Source organism: Micromonospora sp. NPDC005171 (assembly GCF_040608575.1).
Classification (GTDB): domain Bacteria; phylum Actinomycetota; class Actinomycetes; order Mycobacteriales; family Micromonosporaceae; genus Micromonospora.
This window is the reverse complement of the sequence record NZ_JBEXIM010000010.1, coordinates 103,611-126,236: the sequence shown is the minus strand read 5'-3', so window position 1 is coordinate 126,236 and position 22,626 is coordinate 103,611. Positions and strand designations below refer to the sequence as shown.

General features: G+C 71.6%; 22 protein-coding genes. 11 read left to right on the top strand and 11 right to left on the bottom strand.

Features of this window, described 5'->3' with window-relative positions:
• Positions 1-205 precede the first annotated feature (205 nt).
• Positions 206-2,719: a DEAD/DEAH box helicase gene (locus ABZU74_RS15910; RefSeq protein WP_266303080.1), complete on the bottom strand. Its 2,514-nt coding sequence runs from the start codon at positions 2,717-2,719 to the stop codon at positions 206-208.
• Positions 2,720-2,831: 112 nt separating this feature from the next.
• Entirely contained in the window at positions 2,832-3,461 is a 630-nt protein-coding gene (gene trmB / locus ABZU74_RS15905) for a tRNA (guanosine(46)-N7)-methyltransferase TrmB (protein ID WP_355423657.1), read from the bottom strand.
• A 208-nt stretch (positions 3,462-3,669) separates the two neighbouring features.
• Between trmB and ABZU74_RS15900 the strand changes: the two genes are divergently transcribed.
• Both ABZU74_RS15900 and ABZU74_RS15895 read left to right on the top strand, forming a co-directional pair.
• The gene (locus tag ABZU74_RS15900; protein WP_355423832.1) at positions 3,670-4,341 is read left to right on the top strand and encodes a hypothetical protein; all 672 of its coding nucleotides are present in this window, start codon (positions 3,670-3,672) and stop codon (positions 4,339-4,341) included.
• Positions 4,342-4,513: 172 nt separating this feature from the next.
• Entirely contained in the window at positions 4,514-5,179 is a 666-nt protein-coding gene (locus ABZU74_RS15895; protein ID WP_355423829.1) for a class F sortase, read from the top strand.
• 241 nt (positions 5,180-5,420) lie between these two features.
• Here the strand turns inward: ABZU74_RS15895 and ABZU74_RS15890 are convergent, their stop codons facing one another.
• The 4 genes from ABZU74_RS15890 to ABZU74_RS15875 all read right to left on the bottom strand — a co-directional run bounded on the left by ABZU74_RS15890 (position 5,421) and on the right by ABZU74_RS15875 (position 8,697).
• Positions 5,421-6,296 carry an alpha/beta hydrolase gene (locus ABZU74_RS15890; protein WP_355423654.1) on the bottom strand — a complete coding sequence of 292 codons (876 nt, stop codon included), beginning with the start codon at positions 6,294-6,296 and terminating at the stop codon, positions 5,421-5,423.
• Positions 6,297-6,555: 259 nt separating this feature from the next.
• Positions 6,556-6,873 (bottom strand): antibiotic biosynthesis monooxygenase, encoded by a 318-nt coding sequence (locus ABZU74_RS15885; RefSeq protein ID WP_355423652.1) that lies wholly within the window; start codon positions 6,871-6,873, stop codon positions 6,556-6,558.
• A 68-nt stretch (positions 6,874-6,941) separates the two neighbouring features.
• Entirely contained in the window at positions 6,942-7,739 is a 798-nt protein-coding gene (locus ABZU74_RS15880; RefSeq protein ID WP_355423649.1) for an exodeoxyribonuclease III, read from the bottom strand.
• Between the two features lie 37 nt (positions 7,740-7,776).
• Entirely contained in the window at positions 7,777-8,697 is a 921-nt protein-coding gene (locus ABZU74_RS15875; protein ID WP_355423646.1) for a PAC2 family protein, read from the bottom strand.
• A gap of 420 nt (positions 8,698-9,117) precedes the next feature.
• Between ABZU74_RS15875 and ABZU74_RS15870 the strand changes: the two genes are divergently transcribed.
• The 3 genes from ABZU74_RS15870 (at position 9,118) to ABZU74_RS15860 (ending at position 11,033) form a co-directional block, all read left to right on the top strand.
• A complete protein-coding gene (locus tag ABZU74_RS15870) occupies positions 9,118-9,975 on the top strand; it encodes a peptidase M23 (RefSeq protein ID WP_355423644.1) in 858 nt (285 codons plus the stop codon).
• Positions 9,976-10,081: 106 nt separating this feature from the next.
• On the top strand, positions 10,082-10,228 hold the full coding sequence (locus ABZU74_RS15865; RefSeq protein ID WP_167457721.1) for a hypothetical protein: 147 nt from the start codon (positions 10,082-10,084) through the stop codon (positions 10,226-10,228).
• Positions 10,229-10,277: 49 nt separating this feature from the next.
• Positions 10,278-11,033, top strand: coding sequence for an EcsC family protein (locus ABZU74_RS15860; RefSeq protein WP_355423641.1), 756 nt, complete (start codon positions 10,278-10,280; stop codon positions 11,031-11,033).
• Positions 11,034-11,044: 11 nt separating this feature from the next.
• Here the strand turns inward: ABZU74_RS15860 and ABZU74_RS15855 are convergent, their stop codons facing one another.
• Together ABZU74_RS15855 and ABZU74_RS15850 are read right to left on the bottom strand one after the other, a co-directional pair.
• Positions 11,045-11,896 (bottom strand): GDSL-type esterase/lipase family protein, encoded by an 852-nt coding sequence (locus ABZU74_RS15855; protein ID WP_355423638.1) that lies wholly within the window; start codon positions 11,894-11,896, stop codon positions 11,045-11,047.
• A 120-nt stretch (positions 11,897-12,016) separates the two neighbouring features.
• Complete coding sequence (locus tag ABZU74_RS15850; RefSeq protein ID WP_355423636.1) at positions 12,017-12,610, bottom strand: antibiotic biosynthesis monooxygenase; 594 nt, start codon at positions 12,608-12,610, stop codon at positions 12,017-12,019.
• 122 nt (positions 12,611-12,732) lie between these two features.
• Here ABZU74_RS15850 and ABZU74_RS15845 point away from each other — a divergent pair, with 122 nt between their 5' ends.
• The 5 genes from ABZU74_RS15845 to ABZU74_RS15825 are packed head-to-tail and all read left to right on the top strand — an operon-like array spanning position 12,733 to position 17,305.
• A complete protein-coding gene (locus tag ABZU74_RS15845) occupies positions 12,733-12,996 on the top strand; it encodes a DUF6343 family protein (RefSeq protein ID WP_355423634.1) in 264 nt (87 codons plus the stop codon).
• 12 nt (positions 12,997-13,008) lie between these two features.
• Positions 13,009-14,424 carry an NADP-dependent succinic semialdehyde dehydrogenase gene (locus tag ABZU74_RS15840; protein WP_355423631.1) on the top strand — a complete coding sequence of 472 codons (1,416 nt, stop codon included), beginning with the start codon at positions 13,009-13,011 and terminating at the stop codon, positions 14,422-14,424.
• A gap of 52 nt (positions 14,425-14,476) precedes the next feature.
• The gene (locus tag ABZU74_RS15835) at positions 14,477-15,442 is read left to right on the top strand and encodes a TIGR03885 family FMN-dependent LLM class oxidoreductase (RefSeq protein ID WP_355423628.1); all 966 of its coding nucleotides are present in this window, start codon (positions 14,477-14,479) and stop codon (positions 15,440-15,442) included.
• A 37-nt stretch (positions 15,443-15,479) separates the two neighbouring features.
• Positions 15,480-17,051 carry a Na+/H+ antiporter gene (locus tag ABZU74_RS15830; protein WP_355423626.1) on the top strand — a complete coding sequence of 524 codons (1,572 nt, stop codon included), beginning with the start codon at positions 15,480-15,482 and terminating at the stop codon, positions 17,049-17,051.
• The gene (locus ABZU74_RS15825; protein WP_091401591.1) at positions 17,048-17,305 is read left to right on the top strand and encodes a UBP-type zinc finger domain-containing protein; all 258 of its coding nucleotides are present in this window, start codon (positions 17,048-17,050) and stop codon (positions 17,303-17,305) included. Before ABZU74_RS15830 ends, ABZU74_RS15825 begins: the two co-directional genes overlap by 4 nt.
• Before the next feature lie 4 nt (positions 17,306-17,309).
• Here ABZU74_RS15825 and ABZU74_RS15820 read toward each other — a convergent pair whose 3' ends face one another.
• Entirely contained in the window at positions 17,310-17,909 is a 600-nt protein-coding gene (locus ABZU74_RS15820) for a DUF222 domain-containing protein (RefSeq protein WP_355423623.1), read from the bottom strand.
• Between the two features lie 127 nt (positions 17,910-18,036).
• Positions 18,037-18,951 (bottom strand): hypothetical protein, encoded by a 915-nt coding sequence (locus ABZU74_RS15815; protein WP_355423620.1) that lies wholly within the window; start codon positions 18,949-18,951, stop codon positions 18,037-18,039.
• A gap of 220 nt (positions 18,952-19,171) precedes the next feature.
• Between ABZU74_RS15815 and ABZU74_RS15810 the strand changes: the two genes are divergently transcribed.
• On the top strand, positions 19,172-19,828 hold the full coding sequence (locus ABZU74_RS15810) for an HAD family hydrolase (RefSeq protein WP_355423618.1): 657 nt from the start codon (positions 19,172-19,174) through the stop codon (positions 19,826-19,828).
• Positions 19,829-19,894: 66 nt separating this feature from the next.
• Here ABZU74_RS15810 and ABZU74_RS15805 read toward each other — a convergent pair whose 3' ends face one another.
• On the bottom strand, positions 19,895-22,504 hold the full coding sequence (locus ABZU74_RS15805; protein ID WP_355423616.1) for a glycoside hydrolase family 9 protein: 2,610 nt from the start codon (positions 22,502-22,504) through the stop codon (positions 19,895-19,897).
• Positions 22,505-22,626 lie beyond the last annotated feature (122 nt).

Genomic DNA, 22,626 nt, shown 5'->3' with positions numbered 1-22,626 from the left:
GAGGAGTTCCGGCGGCGTGGTCGCCGGCGCGGTCCTGTTGCTGGTCGTGGGCGTCACCCTGGTGGTCGTGGCTCGTCGCCGTCGGCTCTGGTTCACCGTCTGACATCCGCCGGCTCACCCGACTGACCGGAGGGACAGTCGGCGGGCGTACGGGCCACTACCCGAGCGGCCGGCGGCGGCCAATCCCGCCTCCGGGGACGGCACCTCAGAGCTGGCCGACGTCCGTGATCCGAACCACCGCCGCGCCAACCTCGTCCGAGGCCGCCAGGTCGATCTCGGCGCTGATGCCCCAGTCGTGGTCGCCGTTGGGGTCGTCGAAGCTCTGCCGGACGGTCCACCGCTCCCGTCCCTGCTCGATCATGAGCAGTGCCGGACCCCGGGCGTCCGGCCCGACGCCGATCGAGTCGTACTCCTCGAAGTACGGCGCGAGCGCGTCCGCCCACGCGTCGTAGTCCCAGCCGTCCTCGGCGTCCAACTCGGCGAGCAGGTCCCAGCGGCGCAGCGCGGCCAACTCGACCCGGCGGAACAGCGCGTTGCGCACCAGCACCCGGAACGCCCGCGCGTTGCGCGTCACCGCCGGGGGTCGATCCGTCAGGGCGGCGTGCGCCTGGGCCACCTCGGCCACGTCCGACGGGTTGCGGAGCCGCTCCCACTCGTCGATCAGGCTGGAGTCGACCTGGCGGACCAGCTCGCCCAGCCACTCGATGAGGTCGATCAGCTCCTCGGTCTTGGCGTCCTCGGGCACGGTCTGGCGCAGCGTCTTGTACGCGTCGGCCAGGTAGCGCAGGACGAGCCCCTCCGAGCGGGTCAGCCCGTAGAACTGCACGTACTCGGTGAAGGTCATGGCCCGCTCGTACATGTCGCGAACCACGGCCTTGGGGGAGAGCTGGTGGTCGGCGACCCACGGGTGGCCCTGCCGGTACATCTCATACGCGGCCTCCAGCAGCTCGGCCAGGGGCTTCGGGTGGGTGACCTCGTCGAGCAGTTCGAGGCGCGCCTCGTACTCGATGCCTTCGGCCTTCATGGCGGCGACCGCCTCGCCGCGCGCCTTGAACTGCTGCGCGGAGAGGATCTGCCGGGGGTCGTCGAGGATCGACTCGATCACGCTCAGCACGTCGAGCGCGTACGACGGGGACTCGGCGTCGAGCAGCTCGATGGTGGCCAGGGCCAGGGGGGAGAGCGGCTGGTTGAGGGCGAAGTCGAGCTGGAGGTCGACGGTGAGCCGGATCCGCCGGCCGGTCTCGTCCGGCTCGGGCAGTTCCTCGACGACCCCGCCGGCCCGCAGCGCCCGGTAGATGGCGATCGCCCGGCGGATGTGCCGGCGCTGCGCGGCGGGCTCCTCGTGGTTGTCGGTGAGCAGGTGCCGCATGGCGGTGAACGCGTCCCCGGGCCGGCCGATGACGTTGAGCAGCATCGAGTGGCTGACCTGGAAGCTGGAGGTCAACGGCTCCGGCTCGGCGTCGACGAGTCGGTCGAAGGTGGGCTGGCCCCAGCCGATCGAGCCCTCCGGCGGCTTCTTGCGGACCACCTTGCGCCGCTTCTTCGGGTCGTCGCCGGCCTTGGCGAGGGCCTTCTCGTTGTCGATGACGTGCTCGGGAGCCTGCACCACGACCCGGCCGATGGTGTCGTAGCCGGCCCGGCCGGCCCGCCCGGCGATCTGGTGGAACTCCCGGTTCTTCAGCAGCCGGGTGCGCACCCCGTCGTACTTGGACAGGCCGGTGAACAGCACGGTGCGGATCGGCACGTTGATGCCGACGCCGAGGGTGTCGGTGCCGCAGATGACCTTGAGTAGGCCGGCCTGGGCGAGGGTCTCCACCAGGCGGCGGTACTTCGGCAGCATGCCGGCGTGGTGCACGCCGATGCCGTGCCGGACCAGCCGGGAGAGCGTCTTGCCGAAGCCGGCGGTGAACCGGAAACCACCGATCGCCTCGGCGATCATGTCCTTCTCGGCGCGGGTGCAGACGTTGACGCTGGTCAGCGCCTGAGCGCGTTCCAGTGCGGCGGCCTGGGTGAAGTGCACCACGTACACCGGGGCCTGCTTGGTCTCCAGCAGCTCCTCGAGTGTCTCGTGCAGCGGCGTCATCGCGTACGAGAAGATGAGCGGGACCGGCCGCTCCGCCGTGCGCACGACGGCGGTGGGCCGCCCGGTGCGCCGGGTCAGGTCGTCGACGAAGCGGGTGGTGTCCCCCAGGGTGGCCGACATCAGGATGAACTGGGCCTGCGGCAGCTCGATGATCGGCACCTGCCACGCCCAGCCCCGGTCGGGCTCGGCGTAGAAGTGGAACTCGTCCATGATCACCTGGCCGACGTCGGCCTTCGTGCCCTCGCGCAGCGCCAGGTTCGCCAGGATCTCCGCCGTGCAGCAGATGATCGGGGCGTCGGCGTTGACGCTGGCGTCGCCGGTGAGCATGCCGACGTTCTCGGCGCCGAAGACCTCGCAGAGCGCGAAGAACTTCTCCGACACCAGGGCCTTGATCGGCGCGGTGTAGAAGGTCGTCCGGCTGTCGGCGAGGGCCGCGAAGTGCGCGGCGATCGCCACCAGGCTCTTACCCGAGCCGGTGGGCGTGTTCATGATCAGGTTGGCGCCGGAGACGATCTCGATGACCGCCTCTTCCTGATGGGGGTAGAGGTCGAGGCCGCGCTCCTTCGCCCAGCCGGCGAACGCGTCGAAGAGGGTGTCGGGGTCGGCGCTTGTCGGCAGCGCGGCGGTGAGCGTCATAGCCTGTCCATGGTGCCTGGATCATGCCCCGGTACGCCAACCCGGCCCGCACCGGACCCCCGTCCGGGCGCCCGGAACGTGTTGCCGCGTTCCGATCCGGGCGTTTCGACGGTCACCGTCGGCGGTACAGCAGGTCGGCGACCGGCCGACCGGCCGTGATCGCCCGCCGTTCGAACTTCGTCACCGGGCGGTACGCCGGACGCGGCGCGAAGCCGCCGTACGCGTCCACCAGCTCCGGGTCCGCGTCGAGGGTCTCCCGCATCGCCTCGGCGTACTCCGCCCAGTCGGTCGCGCAGTGCAGCACGCCGCCGGCCCGCAGCCGGGACCGCAGCAGCGCCACGTGCGCCGGCTGGATGATCCGCCGCTTGTGGTGGCGGGACTTCGGCCACGGGTCCGGGAAGAAGACGTGCACAGCGTCCAGCACGCCCTCGGGCAGGCCGTTGACCAGGGACAACGCGTCGCCCTGCGCCACCCGCACGTTGCGCAGGCCACCGCGCTCCACCAGGTCGAGCAGGTTGGCGATTCCCGGCGTGTGCACCTCGACCGCCAGATAATCTCGATCAGGGTCGGCGGCAGCCATCGCAGCGGTGCTGTCGCCCATGCCCGAGCCGATCTCCAGCACGACGGGCGCCCGGCGACCGAACAGGTCGGCCAGGTCGACGGGCACCACAGGTCCGTCCGGCACATCCAGGCCGTACGCGGGCCAGAGCCGGCTCAGCGCGTCGGTCTGCCGGTCGCTCATTCGACCCCGGCGGGGGTGAAACGTGCGGATCATCCGGCTCACGGGCGGGACGGCGGGGTCATGGTCGGTGGCGGTCACAGCGACCCGAGCGTACGCGACGCCGCCGGCGGATCGGATGTGATGTGCGACCAGAAATGAGAGGATCCAACTGGTACGGCAGGTCGGGCGCTCCATTGCCCGACCCGACCGCACGGCGTCGAGAGGGGGCATCGTGACAGTGACCCGCGGCGTTGTGACCCTGTCGCTGGCGGCCGTGTTCGCCGGCCCGCTGCTGGCCGCCGCACCCGCCCTCGCGGCACCCCAGCGAGCCGTCGCCGTTTCTGCGGTGTCCGAGCGTGGAGTCGCCGTCGCGCCCCAGCCTGCCGCCGCCGCTCTCGCCGTGTCCGAACGCGCTGCCGGTGCTGCGCCCTGGCCGCAGCCGGAAGGGCCGCCCGGCGGCGCGCCCCAACCGGCGCCGTCGTTGGACATCTTCGTCGAGGTGAGCCCCAGCACCGTGCAGCCGGGCTACCTGGTCGGCATCCGGGCCAGTTGTCGGGACAACTCGGTGGGCGCCACGGTCGTCTCGGACGCCTTCGGGGCGGTCGGCGTGCAGCCGCAGCGCGGGGTGCTCACCGCCGCGCCGATGGTGCGCGAACGCACCCGCCCCGGCAACTACCGGGTCAAGCTGGAGTGCCGCGATGGGGAGACCGCCTCGACCATGCTCCAGGTGGTCAAGAAGATCCCCAACCAGCCCAGCCGGGGTCCGGCAACAGGCTTCGGGGGGAGCAGCGGCGGGATGACCGGCAAGCTGCTGCTGCCCGGCGGCGCGGCGCTGACCATCGCCGGCCTGATCGTCGCCGTGATGGCGCTGCGCCGTCCCCGAGCCGCCACCCGGCGCTGAGCCCGCCATGGAGATCTTCCGCCCCACGCCGCCGCCGGCCGGTTCACGCCAGCCGTTCGCCGGCCGTCCCGCCTCGCCGCCCGATGATGTTCGGCTGCCTCTGGACGACGGCTGGCCGGGCTCGGACCGTCCGTCGGATCCCCAGCGGGCGCCGGAGTCTGAGCGCCCGTCGGTGGCGGCACGTCCGCCGACCGTCGTCGCCCCCCGGCGTAGTCGTCCGACCGGCCGCAGTCCCTGGTCCGTACCGTTGGCCGTGGTGTTGGTGTTGGCCGGGGTCTTCGCCACCGGGGCCGGGCTGGGCCGTTCGGTCGGGCCGTTCGACCTGGCACCGACCGGCGGTGACCAGCCGGCCCGCAGTGAGTCGGTCGGGTTGTCGGCCAGTCGCCCGGTGCGCCTCTCGGTACCGGCGATCAAGGTGGCGGCGCCGGTCGCACCCGTCGGGCAGGCGCGGGACGGCTCGATCGCCGTACCGCCGTTGGAGAAGCACAACGAGACCGGTTGGTACGACCGTGGGCCCACCCCCGGTGAGCCTGGCCCGGCGGTGATCGTCGGGCATGTGGACACGAAGACCGGCCCGTCGGTCTTCTACGACCTGGGAAAGCTGCACCCCGGGGACCTGATCGAGGTGGCCCGGGCGGACGAGTCGGTGGTGGTGTTCCGGGTCGACACCGTCGAGCACTTCCCGAAGGACCAGTTGCCCGCCGAACGGATCTACGGCCATGACGGGCCGCCCGGGCTGCGGTTGATCACCTGCGGCGGGCAGTTCATCGGGGGCCGCACCGGCTACGCCGACAACGTCATCGCCTTCGCCACCCTCCAGTCCTCCCGCAAGTCCTGAGACCGAACCCGGCCGGCGGCCGGGCCCGCCCGCCCGCTTGGGTCGCCCGCCCGCTCGGGTCGCCCGCCTCCCGGGCCGCCGGCTTGGACTGCCACCGCCCTGGACTGCCACCGCCCTGGTCGCCCGCTTCCGTTTGATCGACTCGGGATCATTGAAGTCGTGGTGTCAGGCCGACCTGGACACCGCGGTTTCGCTGAAGCCGAGTGGATCAACCCGCCGACGCTCGCAGGTGGCCACGGCGTCAGCTGAGGAAGGCCAGGAGCTGGCGGGTGGTCTCGTCAGGGGCTTCCTCCGGAATGAAGTGCCCGACCGGGACCGGCTCGCCGCGTACGTCGTCGGCCCATTCCCGCCAGATCGCGAGCGGGTCGTCGTAGAGCTTCGCGACCTGGCCGCGTTGGCTCCAGAGGAACAGCACCGGGCAGGTGATCTTCCGGTTCCCGCGATCCGCCTCGTCCTGCTGGTAGTCCAGCGTCGCGGCAGCACGGAACTCCTCGCAGATCGCGTGCACCGTGGCGGGATCGCTGAACTGCTTGACGTACGCTGCCCGCACCTCGGGCGGGAAGGCGTCCTTCACCTCCGGCCAGGTGTCGAGCATGAAGTCGACGAGCACCGCCGGCGCCGCGTCGATGAACTGCTCGGGCACCGGCGCCGGCGCCGCCAGGAAGGACCAGACCCAGTAGGAGAGGCTGAACGTCCTGTCCGCGCGGTTGTAGACGTCCCCGATGGGCACCACGTCCATCACGGCCAGCCGGGTGACGGCGTCCGGTTCGTCCAGCGCGAGACGGTACGCGCAGCGAGCCCCCCGATCGTGGCCGACGAGTCGGAACTGCTCGTGGCCCAGACTCCGCATCACCGCGACCTGGTCGCGCGCGATGGCTCGCATGCCGTACGGCTCGTGGTTTGCGGTGCTGGGAGGTTTGCCGCTGTCGCCCCAGCCCCGCAGGTCGGTGGCGACGACCGTGTAGTGCTCGGCGAGCCGTGGCGCGACCTGGTGCCACATGAGGTGCGTCTCGGGGATGCCGTGCAGCAGCAGAACGGGCGGCCCGCTTCCGCCGCGGCGTCCGTGGATCGTCGCGCCGGGCGTCTCGATGTCGAATTCCTCGAATCCGTCGAACACGGCCGGGATCCCCCGTGACTCCCTGGATCGCCGGTGCCGACGTGACGCCGGGAACGGCAATGGTGACTGACGGCCTGGCAGCCTCGACCCTGCCAGCCCACTACGACGGACGCTATCAGCGCGAACCGCCACCCGACCGGGGTTCCGCCCAGCGGAGGGTCCTGGATCCGTTATCCACTCGGGATCATGACGTCGCGGTTCCGGCCGCTCGGGACACCCCTATCTCGGCGAACCACAGTGGATCAGGCAGGGCGGGCGGTCAGGGCTGGGGGACGTGCAGCGCCACCTCGAACTCCAGCAGGCTGGCGGCGGTGGAGACCGGGGGACGGGGCTTGTCGCCGGGGGCGGTGGCGTGGGCGGCGCGCGACGGGCCGGCGGCCCATGCCTGGTACGCCTCCTCGCTCTCCCACTTCGTGTAGACGAAGTAGCGGGTCTCGCCAGCCACCGGGCGGAGCAGTTCGAAGCCGAGGAAACCGGGGGAGTTCTCCACCGCGCCGGCCCGGGCGGCGAACCGCTTCTCCAGCTCCGCGCCGCCACCGGGCGGGACCTCGATTGCGTTGATCTTCACGACTGCCATCTGCCCACCCTAGCCAGTGGGCGCGGCACCAGGACGGCAGCCCACCACACCAGAACGGCGGAGCGGGCTCAGAACGTCTCGACCGCCGGGACCAGGTCCGCGTCGACAACGATCGGCGCGTGGTCGGAGGGGCCCTTGCCCTTGCGGGCCTCGCGGTCGACGTACGCGGAGCGGACCGCCCGGGCGAACGGCGCGGACGCGTACACCAGGTCGATTCTCATGCCCTTGTTCTGGTGGAACATGCCGGCCCGGTAGTCCCAGTAGGTGAAGGGGTGCGGGCCCTTCATCGGGGTGGGCACCACGTCGCTGAGGCCCAGGTCGCGCAGCGCCGCGAGGGCTGCCCGCTCGGCCGGGGTGACGTGCGTGGAGTGGGTGAAGACCGCCGGGTCCCAGACGTCGGCGTCGGTCGGGGCGACGTTGAAGTCGCCGCAGACCGTCAGCGGCAACCCGCCGGCCAGCTCGACGTCCAGCGCGTCGCGCAGCGCCGCGAACCAGGCCAGCTTGTACGCGTAGTGCGGGTCGTCCGGCGTCCGGCCGTTGGGCACGTACACCGACCAGACCCGCACCCCGTCGCAGGTGGCGGAGATGGCCCGGGCTTCGGGCTCGGGAAAGCCGGGTTCACCGGCGAACCCGACCCGGACGTCGCCCAGCCCGACCCGGGACAGGATGGCGACCCCGTTCCACCGGCCGTCGCTGTGGCTGGCCACGGTGTAGCCCAGCTCGCCTACCTCGGTCGCCGGGAAGGCGCCGTCCGGGCATTTGGTCTCCTGCAGGCAGACGACGTCCGGCCCGGTGTCGGCCAGCCACTCCAGCAGCCGGGGTAGGCGGGCCTTCACCGAGTTGACGTTCCAGGTCGCCAGGCGCATGCCTCCAGCCTGCCGCATCCGCCGCCGCGATGCCCGGTCAGCTACCCGGGGTGTCGCCGGGACGGGTCTGTTCGGCCAGGAAGCGTTCCAGTTCCGCGCCCAGTTCGTCGGCGGTGGGCAGCGGGCCGGCGTCCGGGGCGAGCAGGCTCTTCTCGCCGCGACCCCGGGCGAACGCGTCGTACTGCTCCTCCAGGGCCTGGACCAGGGCTGCGGCGTCCTCGGTCTGCGCGACCTGCCGGTCGATCTCCACCCGGACCACCTCGGCGGCCGAGCGCAGCCCGTCGCCGGGCAGCAGCAGCCCGGTGCTGCGCGACACCGAGGTAAGCAGCACCTCGGCGGCGGCCGGGTACTCGGTCTGCGCCACGTAGTGCGGCACGTGGGCGGCGAAGCCCAGCGCGTCGCGGCCCTGCTCGCCGAGGCGGAACTCCAGCAGGTGACCGACACTGCCGGGCACCTGGACGCGTTGCAGCCAGGGCTCGTAGCCGGCGATCAGTTCGGGGCGGGTGGCGTGCGCGGTCACCCCGGTCGGCCGGGTGTGCGGGACCGCCATCGGGATCGAGTTGAGCCCTACTGTGAGCCGGACGTCCAGCCGGGCGGCGAGCCCGGCGACGGCGGCCACGAAACGCTCCCACTGCAGGTCCGGTTCGGGGCCGGTGAGCAGCAGGAACGGGGTCTCGTCGTCGTCGTGCAGCAGGTGCAGCTCCAGCTTGGGCGCGTCGACGCTCTCCCAGTGGTCCTCGACGAAGGTCATCACCGGTCGTCGCGATCGGTAGTCGAAGAGCTGGTCGACGTCGAAGGTGGCGATCGGCCGACCCTCCAGCGAGGTGAGTAGCTGCTCACGCGCCAGTCGGCTGGCGTTTCCGGCGTCCACGAACCCGGTGAGGGCCTGGATCAGGACCGGCTGCCCGAGGTCGGGCAGATCGTCGGTGAGCTGGTAGAGCTCGTGTGGGTCGAGCACCGGTGCGGACCTCCCTGAAATGTGCCTGCGGGGCGCCGTCGCGACGGAGGGCACCCGTTCGGGCAACGTACCCGCCATCCTGGTGCATTCCTGCGCCGGGCGATCCGTTGGCCTGGGGGCGGGCATGACCGGACTAATCGTCTGTTTACGCCACCGGGCCGAGCCTCTTGGCCGATCGGCCGAGGCGCGGTTCGGCCCAAAGGCCGAGTTTGTCGATCATGTCAGGCTCGGAGGTCGGATGTCCGGCCCTGTCCCGGGCCGTGCCGACCCGCGTGCGCCGCCAGCTTCATCCGGTTCGCGAGGTTCCTTCCCCGGGCGGGTCGACCCGCCCAGGTCGTCCACCAGTACCTGCCGAATCTGTGGCGAGCACCACGTGATCACCGTGCGTGATCGGGGTTTGCACCTGCCTAGCCTCGGTTGATGCGTGACGACGGCACCCTCGACGACCCGTACGCCCCGAGCAGCCCCACTGCCGATACGGAGGATGGCACCTCAACCGAACGGACAACCGCCGCGAGCCGGCTCCGGGCGTACGCCCGGGACCTGACCGGTCGACGCCGGGCACAGGTGGCGCTGGCCACCGGCGTGGTGTGCTGCCTCGGCCTGACCGCCGTCGTCCAGGTTCGCAACGAGGACGCCGACGCGGCGACCCGGAGCGGATCGCTCTCCAGCTCCGAGCTCGCGCAGCGCGCCGAGCAGCAGCGCGCCTCCCGTTCCCTCGACCGCACGGCTGCCCCGAGCACCTCCGCCGCCCCGTCCGCCACGGCGAGCGCCGCCGACCCGGACACCAGCGCGCCAGCCCGCAAGGTCGCCCCGGCTCGCCCGACCGACCCGGCACCCGTCGCCGGGCTGGACGAGGACCAGATGGAGAACGCCGAGGCGATCGTCCGCACCGGCCGCAAGATGGGGGTGCCGCGCCGGGGTCTGGTGATCGCGGTGGCCACCGCCATGCAGGAGAGCAATCTCTACAACGTGGCCAGCGGCGTGCTGCCCGAGTCGCAGGACTATCCGCACCAGGGCGTCGGCTGGGACCATGACTCGGTCGGGTTGTTCCAGCAGCGTTCCAGCAGCGGCTGGGGCCCGGTGGGGCGGCTGATGGACCCCGAGTTCGCCACCCGGCAGTTCCTCAGCGCGCTGGAGCAGGTGCCCGGCTGGCAGCGGATGCGGCTCACCGACGCCGCCCAGGCGGTGCAGGTCTCCGCGTACCCCGAGCACTACCAGCAGCACGAGTGGCGGGCCACCAGGGTCGTTGACGCCATCGTGCCGGCGGGGCGGTAACCTACCGCCCACTATGGACGGTCAGGGTTGAGGCTGTCGCATCCCGGGTACATGTGTTGCGGGTTCGGGGTACACATGACTGAGGGATCATCGACAGGAGGACGCCATGTCACTGATGCAGCGAATCACCACGTTCCTGAGATCGCCGAAGGGTCAGCAGTTGGTCGAGCGAGGTCGCCGAGAGATGGCCAAGCCGGGCAACCAGCAGAAGCTGAAGGGGCTGGCGGCCCGGCTGTCCAACCGCCGCCGCTGACCGCCCCATCGGCCGCCCTGTCCACCGTTCCCACACCTGGGGAGACCTGGTGACCGACACCCCGCCCGCCGGCGGTCAGCCCGCCGTCCCTACTCCGCAGCCGTCCGTCGACCTGCCGGCCGGGCCGGTGGACGCCCCCGAGGGTCCGCCGGCCCGGCTCTGGGACCGGATGCGAGACGACCCGCAGTACGCGCCGGAGCACCTTGCCCTGGAGGCGGTGCGCCGCCTCGGGCCGGAAGCCGTGCAGTGGGCCAGCCGGGCCCGGGCCGAGCAGCCCGGGGTCTCCGCCGATGCCCTGGCCGACCAGGCGGCCCGCAAGTTCGTCAACCTGGCCCGGCTCTCCGGCGCGGTCTCCGGCGCGGCCGGGCTGCCCGGCGCCGTGATCGACGTGGGCGTGCTGGCCTGGACCCAGGCACGGATGGTGCTGCACATCGCCGCCGCGTACGACGTCGATCCCCTGCACAGTGACCGGGCTACCGACCTGCTGGTGCTCCAGCGGGTGCACAAGGTCGCCGAGAGCGCCCGGCTGGCGCTCGGTGTGGCCGCCGGCCGGGAACGCGCCGACGCGCTCTTCGGTCTTGGCGGTCAGCGTCCGCTCGGTCGGGTCATGCTGCAACTCGGCGTCCGGCTGGCCCAGATGGCCGGCGTCCGGGCCGCGAAGCGGATGGTCGCCAAGATCGTCCCCGGTGCGGCAATCGTGCTCGGCACCTGGGCCAACTCGTCGGCTACGAAGGATCTCGCCCAGCGATCCCGGGCCCTCTACAGCTCCCGCGGCGGCGCCGTCCCGGAGCCGCGCCAGCCCTGACGGCCCACCGGTCAGTTGGCCAGGCCGGACGAGCGCCAGGTCACCTCGGCGATGCGGCCCTGGCCGGTGGCGTTCGGGTGGAACCAGTCCAGCGGGTTGAGCAGGTCCAGGGTGAACCGGACCTTGTGCAACGCGCCGCCGTCGTGCCGGCACCGTGCTCCGTACGCCCGGCAGGCCGCCTTCAACTCGGCGTTGTACGCGTCGATCCGGTCCCGGACGGCGGCCCGGCGCGCCCGGTCGGCGGGCGCCGTCGAGGTCGCGTCGGCCAGCAGGGCCGGGCAGATGCCCCGCCGCCACGCGCGGGTCGCCCGGGCGTCGTCGTGGCCGACCTCCCAGAGCCGGTACAGGTCGGGGATGCTCACCACCAGCACCCGGGCCTTCGGCCGGCCGGTGCGCAACACCCGCAGACCCCTGTCGACGTCGGCCCGGAACCGCGCCACCGGTGTCATCGCGTCCACCCCGCCCCGGCAGACGTCGTTGGCGCCGATCAGCACTGTGACGTAGTCGGCGCGATCGCGTACCGCCGCCTGGGCCTGACCCTCCAGGGCGTCCGCGCGGGCGCCGGGACGGGCATGGTTGTACCTCCGGTCGCGGATCGCCGCATCCTGGTCGAGCAGCCGCCGGTAGTGGCTCTGCACCCGCAGCCCGTCGCCGGTCGACCAGGAGTTGCGCTCGCAGGAGGTGAGCACCAGGCAGGAGGCGAAACCGGTGCTGATCGAGTCGCCGAGGGCGGCGATGCCGCCGGGCCCGCTCGACGGCGGGGCGCTCGTGGTGGGGCGGGGTTCCGCGGAGTTGCCGCCCTCGCAGGCCAGCGCGACAAGCGCCGCGAGACAGGCCAGGGCGGCGACCCAGCGTCGAGGCATGACGTCTCCCGTTCCCGCAGCGCAGAGCGACAGCGCGGTAACTCTATGCGCTGGATGTGGTTCGCCGGGAAGTTGCTGTCGGGTATGCGGCAGAGCGCCGATGCGGGAGCCGTCGGGGTGCTATGAGCGCCGCCAGGGCGCCGGCTGGCCGTGCAGCCACCAGTGCAACGCGCGGGTGATCCGGGGCAGCACCAGATAGACCATCAGCGGGGTCAGGCAGAGCGTCATCAGCAGCACCCGGGCCGCCAGCGGCACCGCGTCGAGGAAGTGACTCGTCAGCAGGGTGGCGGTCAGGCTCAGGGGGAAGAACGCCAGCCAGATGGTCACCGCCTGCTTCCACCGGGGCGGCGACGCCGGCGGGACCGGCTCCACCGGGTCCACCGAGTGCTCCAGCGGCCTGTCGAACCAGCCCTCGATCCCGGTACGCCGCTCGACCCGGTTGTGCTCGACGATGCCCTGCGCCGAGCTCAGCCACCAGTGCCGCTGCGGCGACTCCTCCCACCGGCGCAGCGTCTCGGCGTCGGCGAAGCGGTAGAGCATGTGCCACTCCGGCGAACCGGGGCCGCTCTGCACCCACCCGGCGCCGAGGAACCCGGGGAACGCCTCGGCCAGCGCGGTGCCGGCCCGCATCCAGGCCACCATCTCACTGGCCCGGCCGGGGTCGACGCGGCGGGCGATGGAGACGGTCACCGGCACGGCGAGGGTCATTGACATGCGCCCATCCTGCGGTCGCCGAGGCCGTGGCGCGAACGGATGTGCCGGAGCACACCGGCGCGCCCGGGGGTGGAAGCGCGCCGTACCGGTTAACCCGGCCGATCGGGGGTAGATCGGGTGGTATGACGAGATCGCAGCCCCGGCGTGCCCGTGGCACGGTCGGCCACGCGAACAGCGCGTTGAACCTTCGGCTCACCCTCGCCAGCTTCGGGCTGGTGATCATGGTGATCTTCGCGGTGCTGGCGTTCTGGGCCGGCATCGCCTGGCTCGGCGTCGTCTGCGCGATCTTCGCGGTGGTCGCCGTGGTCGACCTGGTCGTGATCCAGCGCCGCCGCGCCGCCCGCCGTCGCGAGGAGCCGGGCGTACGACACTCGTTGTTCGAGTGACAGGAGGACGAGATGCCCCACATCGCCACCACCAACCCCGCCACCGGACAGGTGCTCAAGACCTATGAGGCGATGTCCACCGAGCAACTCGACGACGCCATTGAGCGCGCCGACCTCGCGTTCGAGCAGCTGCGGGAGACGACAGTCGACCAGCGCGCCCAGTGGATGAACGCTGCGGCCGACCTGCTGGACGCCGAGCGCGACGAGATCGCCCGGATCATGACCACGGAGATGGGCAAGACGTACGTAGCGGCGCAGGCCGAGGTGACCAAATGCGCCACCGCCGCCCGCTTCTACGCCGACAAGGCACCGGCGTTCCTTGCCGACGAGCCGGCCGACGCCGACGCCGTGAAGGCGACCCGGGCGTTCATCCGCTACCAGCCGATCGGCGTGGTGCTCGCTGTGATGCCGTGGAACTTCCCGCTCTGGCAGGTGATGCGCTTCGCCGCCCCGGCGCTGATGGCCGGCAACACCGGCCTGCTCAAGCACGCCTCGAACGTGCCGCAGACCGCGCTGCTGCTGGAGGACGTGTTCCGGCGAGCCGGCTTCCCCGAGGGCGCATTCACCACGGCGCTGGTCGACTCGGAGGCCGTCGACCACATCCTCAGCGACCCTCGGGTCCGCGCCGCGACGCTCACCGGCAGCGAGCCCGCCGGCCGGTCCATCGCGCAGATCGCCGGGCGGGAACTGAAGAAGACAGTCCTCGAACTCGGCGGCAGCGACCCCTTCGTGGTGATGCCCTCGGCCGACGTGGACCGGGCCGCCGAGGTGGCCACCACCGCCCGCTGCCAGAACAACGGCCAGTCCTGCATCGCCGCGAAGCGGTTCATCGTGCACACCGACGTGTTCGACGCCTTCGCCGAGAAGTTCGCCGCCACCATGGGCGCGCTGCGCGTCGGCGACCCGATGGACCCGAACACCGACGTCGGGCCGCTGGCCAGCGAGCGTGGCCGCGACGAGGTGCACGCCCAGGTCCGCGACGCGGTGGACAACGGCGCGACAGTGCTCTGCGGCGGCGAGCCGCCGAGCGGCGACGGATGGTTCTACCCGCCGACAGTGGTCACCGACCTCACCCCGCAGATGCGGATGTGGTCGGAGGAGGTCTTCGGCCCGGTCGCCGGCCTGTTCCGGGTGTCGTCGTACGAGGAGGCCATCGAGGTCGCCAACGGCACCAGCTTCGGGCTCGGCTCGAACGCCTGGACCACTGACCCCGCCGAGCAGGAGCGCTTCGCCACCGACCTGGACGCCGGCAACGTCTTCATCAACGGGATGACCACCTCCTACCCGGAGTTGCCGTTCGGCGGTGTGAAGAACTCCGGTTACGGGCGGGAGCTGTCGGCGCTGGGCATGCGGGAGTTCTGCAACACCAAGACGGTCTGGGTGGGCGAGGGCGCCGCCTCGGCCGGCGCCGGCGCCCACGCCGAGTAGGTCGGGGCGCGGCACGCGTCAGCCGGCGCCGTCGTGGGTAGGAAGTGTGCCCATGACGTCGTTCGGGTTTCACGCCTCACATGAGCAGATCGGTCCACGCGCCCTGTTGGAAGCGGTGATGCACGCCGAGCGGGCCGGCTTCGACGCGGCCATGTGCTCCGACCACTTCTCCCCGTGGAGCGCCCGGCAGGGCGAGTCCGGCTTCGCCTGGTCCTGGCTGGGCTCGGCGTTGCAGGCCACCGGCATGCCGTTCGGCGTGGTCAACGCGCCCGGTCAGCGATACCACCCGGCGATCATCGCGCAGGCGATCGGCACCCTCGGCGCGATGTACCCGGGCCGGTTCTGGGCGGCCCTCGGCACCGGCGAGGCCAGCAACGAGCACATCACCGGCGACCCGTGGCCGCGCAAGGACGTACGCGCCGCCCGGCTGCGCGAGTGCGTGGACGTGATCCGCGCCCTGCTGGCCGGCGAGGAGGTCAGCCACGACGGCCTGGTCCGGGTCAATCGTGCCCGGCTCTGGACCCGCCCCGAGCAGCCGCCCGCGCTGGTCGGCGCGGCCGTCAGCGTGGCCACCGCCCGCTGGTGCGCCGAATGGGCGGACGGGCTGATCACCGTGAACGCCCCGGTGCCGCACCTGCGCGAGATGATCGACGCGTACCGGGACGCGGGCGGGCGTGGGCCGCTGCACCTCCAGGTGCACGTCTCCTGGGCGCCGGAGCAGGCCCAGGCCGAGGCGCTCGCGTACGACCAGTGGCGCAGCAACGTCTTCGCCCCACCGGTCTGCTGGGACCTGGAAACCGTCGAACACTTCGACGCGGTTTCCGCCGACGTGCCGGCACAGCGGGTCGCCGAGGTGGTGAACGTGTCGTCCGACCTGGGCCGGCACGTCGGCTGGCTGGAGGAGTACGCGCAGCTCGGCTTCGACCAGATCGCCCTGCACCACGTCGGGCAGGAGCAGCGCGGCTTCATCGACGCGTTCGGCGCGGAGGTGCTGCCGAAGCTGCGCCCGGGCGGCTGATCGAGGCCGAACAGGCGTACCCCTAGGCTCGTACCCCATGGAAAGCCTGTTTCCGGTCGTCGTCTTCCTGGCGATCGCCACCCTGGGCGCCGCGTTGGCCCGCCGACTCGGCCTGCTCGCGCCGATCGTGCTGGTCGTCCTCGGCCTGGGGCTCTCGTTCGTGCCGGGCTTCCCGCAGGTGGAACTCGACCCGGAGTTGGTGCTGGTCGGCATCCTGCCGCCGCTGCTCTACGTGGCCGCGCTGGAGACCTCGGTGCCGGCGTTCAAGAACAACATCCGGCCGATCCTGCTGCTCGCGGTCGGCCTGGTGTTGTTCACCGCGTTCGTGGTCGGGTTGGTGCTGCACCTGCTGTTGCCGCAGCTGCCGTTCGCGATCTGCCTGGCCCTCGGCGCTGTGGTCGCTCCACCGGACGCGGTGGCCGCAACGGCCGTCGCCCGCCGGGTCGGGCTGCCCCGCCGGGTCGTCACCATCCTGGAGGGCGAGAGCCTGGTCAACGACGCGACAGCGCTGGTGCTGCTGCGGGTCGCGACCATGGCCACCGTGGGCTCGGCCGTCGGCGCCGACAAGATCGCCATCGAGGTGCTGCGGTCCACCGGCGGCGGCATCCTGATCGGGGCGCTCGGGGCCCTGGTGTTCGGCTTCCTGCATCGGCGGATCACCGACCCGCTGCTGGACAACGCGCTGTCGTTGATCATCCCGTTCGCTGTGGTGTTCACCGCCGAACACCTGCACGCCTCCGGGGTGGTCGCGGTGGTCGTCACCGGTCTGGTGCTCGGACACAAGCTGACCCAGCTGTTGTCGGCGGCGTCCCGGTTGCAGATCGGCGCGTTCTGGCGGCTGGTCCGGTTCCTGCTGGAGGGCCTGGTCTTCCTGCTGGTCGGGCTGCAACTGCGGGAGGTGCTGCGGGACCTCGACGAGCCAATCGGCTCGCTCATCCTGATCACCTTCGCGGTGCTCGCCACCGTCTTCCTGACCCGGTTCGTCTGGCTCTTCCCGGCCACCTACCTCGCCCGGTTGGTCCCCCGGGTCCGCCGCCGTGACGCCCGACCGTCACCGAAGTTCCCGATCATCATCGGCTGGGCCGGCATGCGGGGCGTGGTGACCCTCGCCGCCGCGCTGGCTCTGCCGCTGACCCTGGCCGACGATGACCCGTACCCCAGAGCGTTGTTGATCTGGCTGGCCTTCGCCGTGATCGTTTTCACCCTGGTCGGCCAGGGCGCCACCCTGCCGCTTGTCGCCCGGCGGTTGAAGCTGCCACAGGACGACCCGGTGCAGGACGCGCTCTCTGCCGCCGCGGTGCAGCAGCAGGCCGGCAAGGCCGCCCAGGACCGCCTCGGCGAGCTGGCCGACAGCGCCCCGGCCGCGGTGGTGGACCGGCTGCGCCGAGCGGTGGAGGACCGCACCAACATGGCGTGGGAACGACTCGGCGGCGACGAGCGGGAGACCCCGTCGCAGGCGTACGGTCGGCTGCGACAGGAGATGATCGACGCCGAGCGGGACGTGTTCCGGGCGGCTCGGGACTCCGGTCGGATCCCTGAGGAAGTGTTGGTGCAGGCCTACCGTGACCTGGACCTGGAAGAGTCATTGCTGCGAGAGGTTGAGAAGTGAGCTGTCAGCACCTGACCGAGGCCGGTGCCGCCGAGCCCCGTACCCCCGACGAGTGCGCGGACTGCGTCGCCATTGGTGACACCTACTGGGTGCACCTGCGCACCTGCCTGAGCTGCGGGCAGGTCGGCTGCTGTGACTCGTCGCCCAACCAGCACGCGAGCAAGCACTTCGCGTCCACCGGCCACCCGGTGATCCGCTCCGCGCAGCCGGGCGAGGCTTGGCGCTGGTGCTTCGTCGACGAGGAGATCGGCTGAGAAGTCACGTCCGTAGGTGGTAGTGGTTGCGGCGGGGCAGTTGGTCGGGATCGAGCCAGGCCGGGGGGACGAATTCTGGGTGGCCGTCGCCGCCCGTGGCGTCGGCGACCTCGGCGGCGACGTGGTCGAGGATGCGGGTGCCGAGTTTGCGGAGCTGGGTGGCATCGAACTGGGCCGCCCAGTCGACGAGGACGCCGACGGCCTTGTCGGCGGCTTGCGCGCCAGCGGCGGTGTGCACGGTCTGGACCGTGTCGGCGATGACCCGGGCGTGCTCCACGTCGACCGCTCCAGCGGCCAACGCGTCACGCACTCCGGTGGGGGCGGTGTCGAGCGTCGCGGCCAGCTCTATCAGGCGACGGGCGGCACCGACCCCGAGCCGTAGCCGGTTCCGCAACCACACTGCCGTCGAGGATGCGCCCTGCGCCGTCGCGGTGCCTCGACCGTCCAGCTCCCCGACGAGGGCCAACTTGACCGCGGCCAGGCGTTGCTCGGTGCGGTGCGCGGCATCCAACGCCGCGACGAGATCGCGCTCGCTGGCAGCCCAGGCAGCCAGTTTGGAGCAGGCCGCTACCGCAGCCTCTGCCTGCTCCAACGCATCGATCACAGACAGAGATTAGAACACGTGTACGACATTCTTCGGGCTGAGTTGATAGACCGGGCAGCTGCCCCGAGAGGTGATGGGCAGGCGAGAGCCAAGCGAAGGGTTTCCTGCTGGGTCGTCGCCGGTCGGCTCAGCGGCTGATGCTGTCCACCAGACGTTCGGTGGCGAGGCAGGAGACGAGGCAGCGTTCCTTCGCGTCGCCGCTCAGTCGGGCGGTCCAGTCGGTGAGGCCGCCGTCGCCGATCTCCAGGCTGCCGCCCAGGGCGGTGATCCGCAGGGCGCACCCCGTGTAGTAGCCGCGACCGCGAGATCGCTCCGGTTCGTCCACCAGCGGCACCACATCCCCGGCGAGCGCCGGTCGGACGGTGTCGGCCAGCCGTTCCTGGACGACCCGATCGTCGAAGGTGGTGACGTGCAGCCGAGGCGCGGCGGCTGGCGCCAACTCGGCGAGCACGGCCCGCCAGTAGCTGAGGTGCCGGACCAGCAGCCGGGCCTGCGTGCCGCCCGAGCCAGTGTCTCGGGCGCTGGACACCAGGGCGAAGAGCCGGAAGTGCGCCGACGCGCCGCTGCCGAAATCCTGCGCCCGCAGCACCCGATGGGCGGCGGCCAGGTGCACCTCGCTCTGTCGGCGGCGACGCACGGCCGCTTCGATGGCGAGGGCGTTGGTGGGGTCGCTCAGCACCTCGCCGGCGCGCATCGTGGTGACGATCCTGTTCTGGCTGACCGGTGCGACCGCCGAGCAGGCGCCGACTGGTACGACCGGCGACAGCTCCACACCGGCGACGTCGGCGGGCAGCAGTTGCCACATCTGGGCCTCCACCCGCGCGAGCACGCGCGGGTCGGCACGGGCCGGGCGGACGAAGCGGTCCTCACCCCAGCGGCGTACCACCTCGGGTGGGCGCACGGCCGCCGCCCGGTCGCGGGCCAGGCCCAACAGCAGAGTACGCAGGTCCGCGCCGGACAGCCCAGCCAACGCGGTCCGCGTCCCGGCCGGCATCGCCGCCCACACCCGACGCTCCGCGCCCGCCAGTTCGTCGCCCGCCATGGCCTCACCATGGCTCACTCGGCGCGACCGATCCATCGGTTTTGCGGTGTGCCCGGTGATTCGTCCACGTCATCAGCTCGACAGTGCCAGCGGGAAGCACCCGCCGCCCCGAGAGGTCAACACACCGCCAGCTACTCATCATCACGTGATCATGGGAGCCGGTCGGGCGTCGTACCCCCGTCTATGCTCACCGACGGCGCGAGCCTGACGGGGGACTTACATGATTGACACGGTCATCTTCGACGTTGGTGGGACCATTCTCGACGAGTCTCACGAGTTCGCTGCCTGGGCCGACTGGCTCGGCGTGCCCCGCCACACGTTCTCTGCGGTCTTCGGCGCGGTGATCGCCCGGGGTCTGGACTATCAGGAGACGTTCCGGGTCTTCCGGCCCGATTTCGACCTCACGGCCGAGCTGGAGCGCCGGGCGGCTGCCGGGCAGCCGGAGTCGTTCGCCGAGGAGGACCTGTACCCGGACGCGCGAGGATGCCTGAAGTCCTTGAAGGACCAGGGCCTGTTCGTGGGCCTGGCCGGCAACCAGCCAGCTCACGCGGAGGCGACCCTGCGCGCTCTCGACCTCCCGGTGGACGTGATCGGCACGTCGCACGGGTGGAGCGTGGCGAAGCCGGCACCGGCGTTCTTCGACCGGGTCGTCGCCGCGGGTGGTGGCGTCGCGTCGTCGATCCTGTACGTCGGCGACCGGCCCGACAACGACGTGCGCCCGGCCCTGGAGGCGGGCATGAAGACATGCTTGATCCGACGCGGTCCATGGGGCCACATCCTCGACCCCGCCACTGTGGCCGAGCGGTGCCTCTTCCGGATCGACTCGCTTGACGAACTCCCCGGCCTGGTCGCGAAGCACAACGCGGCCGGCGGTTGACCCGCCTACCGCGTGAATCGTGCGGTCCCGGTGGCCGCCCGCCGAGGGCGGCCACCGGGACGTCGATCAGGTCAGCGAGCAGGCCGCTCCGTTGACCGTGACCAGGCCGGGGCTCGGGTTGGCGCCGCCGCCCGTCGTCGCGTTGAAGCCGAACGTCACGGTGCCGCCGGGTGCGATCTTGGCGTTGTACGACTCGTTGCGCGCGGTCACCGTCGCGCCGGACTGGGTGACCTTCGCCAGCCACGCCTCGCGTACCCGCTGGTCACCGGTGAACGCGAAGCGCACGCTCCAGCCGTTGACGGCGGTGGCACCCGTGTTCTGGATGGTCAGCTGCCCGGTGAACCCGGTGCCGCCCTGCCAGGCGCCGTAGTTGCTGTAGCGCGCCGTGCAGGTGGTGGCCGGCACCGCGCCGGCGTCACCCTGGTCGGCCAGGAACGAGGAGATCCAGGCCAGCGCCGAGTTCCAGTTGATCGCCACCTCGTTCGTCGAGTACGAGTTGATGTCGTCGACGTAGCAGAACATCGGCTCGCAGCCGGCCAGCAGTTGCGCCACGAACGGGTCCTGGAGGGCCGCGTTCGGGCCACCGGCGAGGGAGCCGGCGGGCGGTCGGGGCAGGTTCGGGTCGAGCTGGTGGCCGAAGATGCGGCTGTGCTGGTTCTGCGCGGCGTGCTCACCCCACCCGGTGACGTAGGAGATGTTCAGGGCGTTGCGACCGAGGATGTAGTCCATGGCCTGCACGGCACCGTCGCGGTAGACGGGGTTGCGGGTCAGGTCGAACGCGGTGGCCAGCACCACGGCGTTGTTGATGACGTTGCTGTTGCCGCCCCAGAAGTAGCTGTTGGCGTCACCTGGCATCGGCAGCCCGTACGCCTGCCGGCGCAGCTCGGCGAGGTACGTGTCGGCCGCGGCGGTGACCGAGGCGCGGACCCGGGCCAGATCGGCGGCGGGCAGCCCGTTCGGCACGGTGGCCAGGTCGAGGCGGCCCAGCGCGGCCACGCTCTGCCAGCCGAAGCCCCGTGCGTCGAACACGTTCCCGGTGTGGTGCGGTGAGGCGGTCAGATCGGCCAGGTAGTTCTGCGCCCCGGTGGTCAGGTACAGCTCGGCCGCCGCCCAGTAGAACTCGTCGGTGACGTTGCTGTCGTCGTACGCGCCGCCGCCGGTGCCGTCGGTGGGGCTGGCGTACACGGCCGGGTGGGCCTTGGCCGCGGCGTAGGCCGTCTTCGCGGCGGTGCCGCAGCGGGTCGCGAACGCCGCGTCGTAGGGGGCGAAGAGCCGGGCACACTGGGCGGCGGTGGCGGCCATGTTGAGGGTGGCCGCTGTCGACGGTGGGTGCAGCTCACGCGGCTGCGGGTCGTCCTGCGGGGCGAGCGGCAGCCCGGTCCAGTTCTGATCGTGGATCTTGTGGTGGACCATGCCGGCGAGCGGCTTACCGGCGGGCACCTGCATGCGCAGCAGGAACTCCAGCTCCCAGCGGGCCTCGTCGAGGATGTCCGGCACGGCGTTGCCGCGCTCGGGCACCCGCAGCGTGCTGTCGGCGAGTTCGGCGCCGCCGTTGGCGGTGGCCGCCGTCTTGGTCCGCTCGAAGGTGTTCAACAGCTGGTAGGTGGCGATGCCGCCGTTGACCACGTACTTGCCGTGGTCGCCGGCGTCGTACCAGCCGCCGCGCACGTCGAGGGAGTAGTCGCAGACACCCGGCTGGCAGGGCACGTTGGTGTCGCCCTTGTTGGGTGCGACGCCGAGGTGGCCGGCGGGTCGGGCGTACTCGTCGCCGATCAGGTCGCCGTCGATGGCGATGCCGCTGCGCTGGGCGTAGAAGAACTGCAACGAGTCGGAGCGCAGCTGGTCGTAGAGGCTGCCGGAGATGTCGAACGGGTGGCTGGTCTCACCGTCCACGGTGAGCGTGAGCCCGGTGCCGGGGGTGCGGTAGCTGGAGAAGTCGACAGTCTGCACGTTCTGCCCGGAGGCGGCGTCGACACCGCGAGCGGTGGTGGTGCCACTGGCCACGACAGCGCCGGTGCCGCTGCGCAGCTGCCAGGGCAGCGCCGCGGTGGCCTCGGTGACGACAGTGGCGTTCTTCGGGCCACCGGGCAGGTAGCCGACCTGGTTGACGCGTACCCGTGGCCCGGTGTCCGGCTCGTACGGCTCGGGCGGCTCGCCGCCGCGCAGCGACACGTCGTCGAGGCAGATGGTCTGCGCCTGGGCGGAACCGCCGACCTGGAAGATCAGCTGGGCGTTGGGGTTGTCGTCCGGGACGGTGAAGGTCTGCTCGACCCGCTGGAGGGTGCCGGTCGCGGTGGCGTCCACGGCCGCGTACGTGGTGTACGGGGCGCTGCCGAGCTGCAACACGGCCTTGACCGCAGCGCCGGGAGTGGCAGAGACCGCGAAGCCCAGTGTGTATTCGGCGCCGGCGATCAGCGGCACGCCGTCCTGGCCGATGCCGGCGTCCCACGGGTTGGCCAGCCCGCCCGCGACGGTGGTGCAGAGCTGGCCGTCAGTGACCGCCAGAGCGCCGGTGCCGAAGGAGAACCAGGGGCTCACCCCGGCGCTGAAGTCGCCGTTGTCGATCTGCTCGGGGGCGTCCGGTGGTGGGTCGGCGTGGGCCGCGCCGGCGCCCGCGCCGGTGAGGGCCAGAGTGGTCGCCGCAGCCAACAGGAGGCGGCGTCGGGATGGCGTCACGGGGAGTCCTTCCGGGACGGAAAGTGGGACGTTGGTGGTGGCATGGTGGTACGGCGAACACCTGGGAGCGCTCCCAGGTATCGGCTCGATGTTTCCAGTGCCGGCACGCCATGTCAATTGAT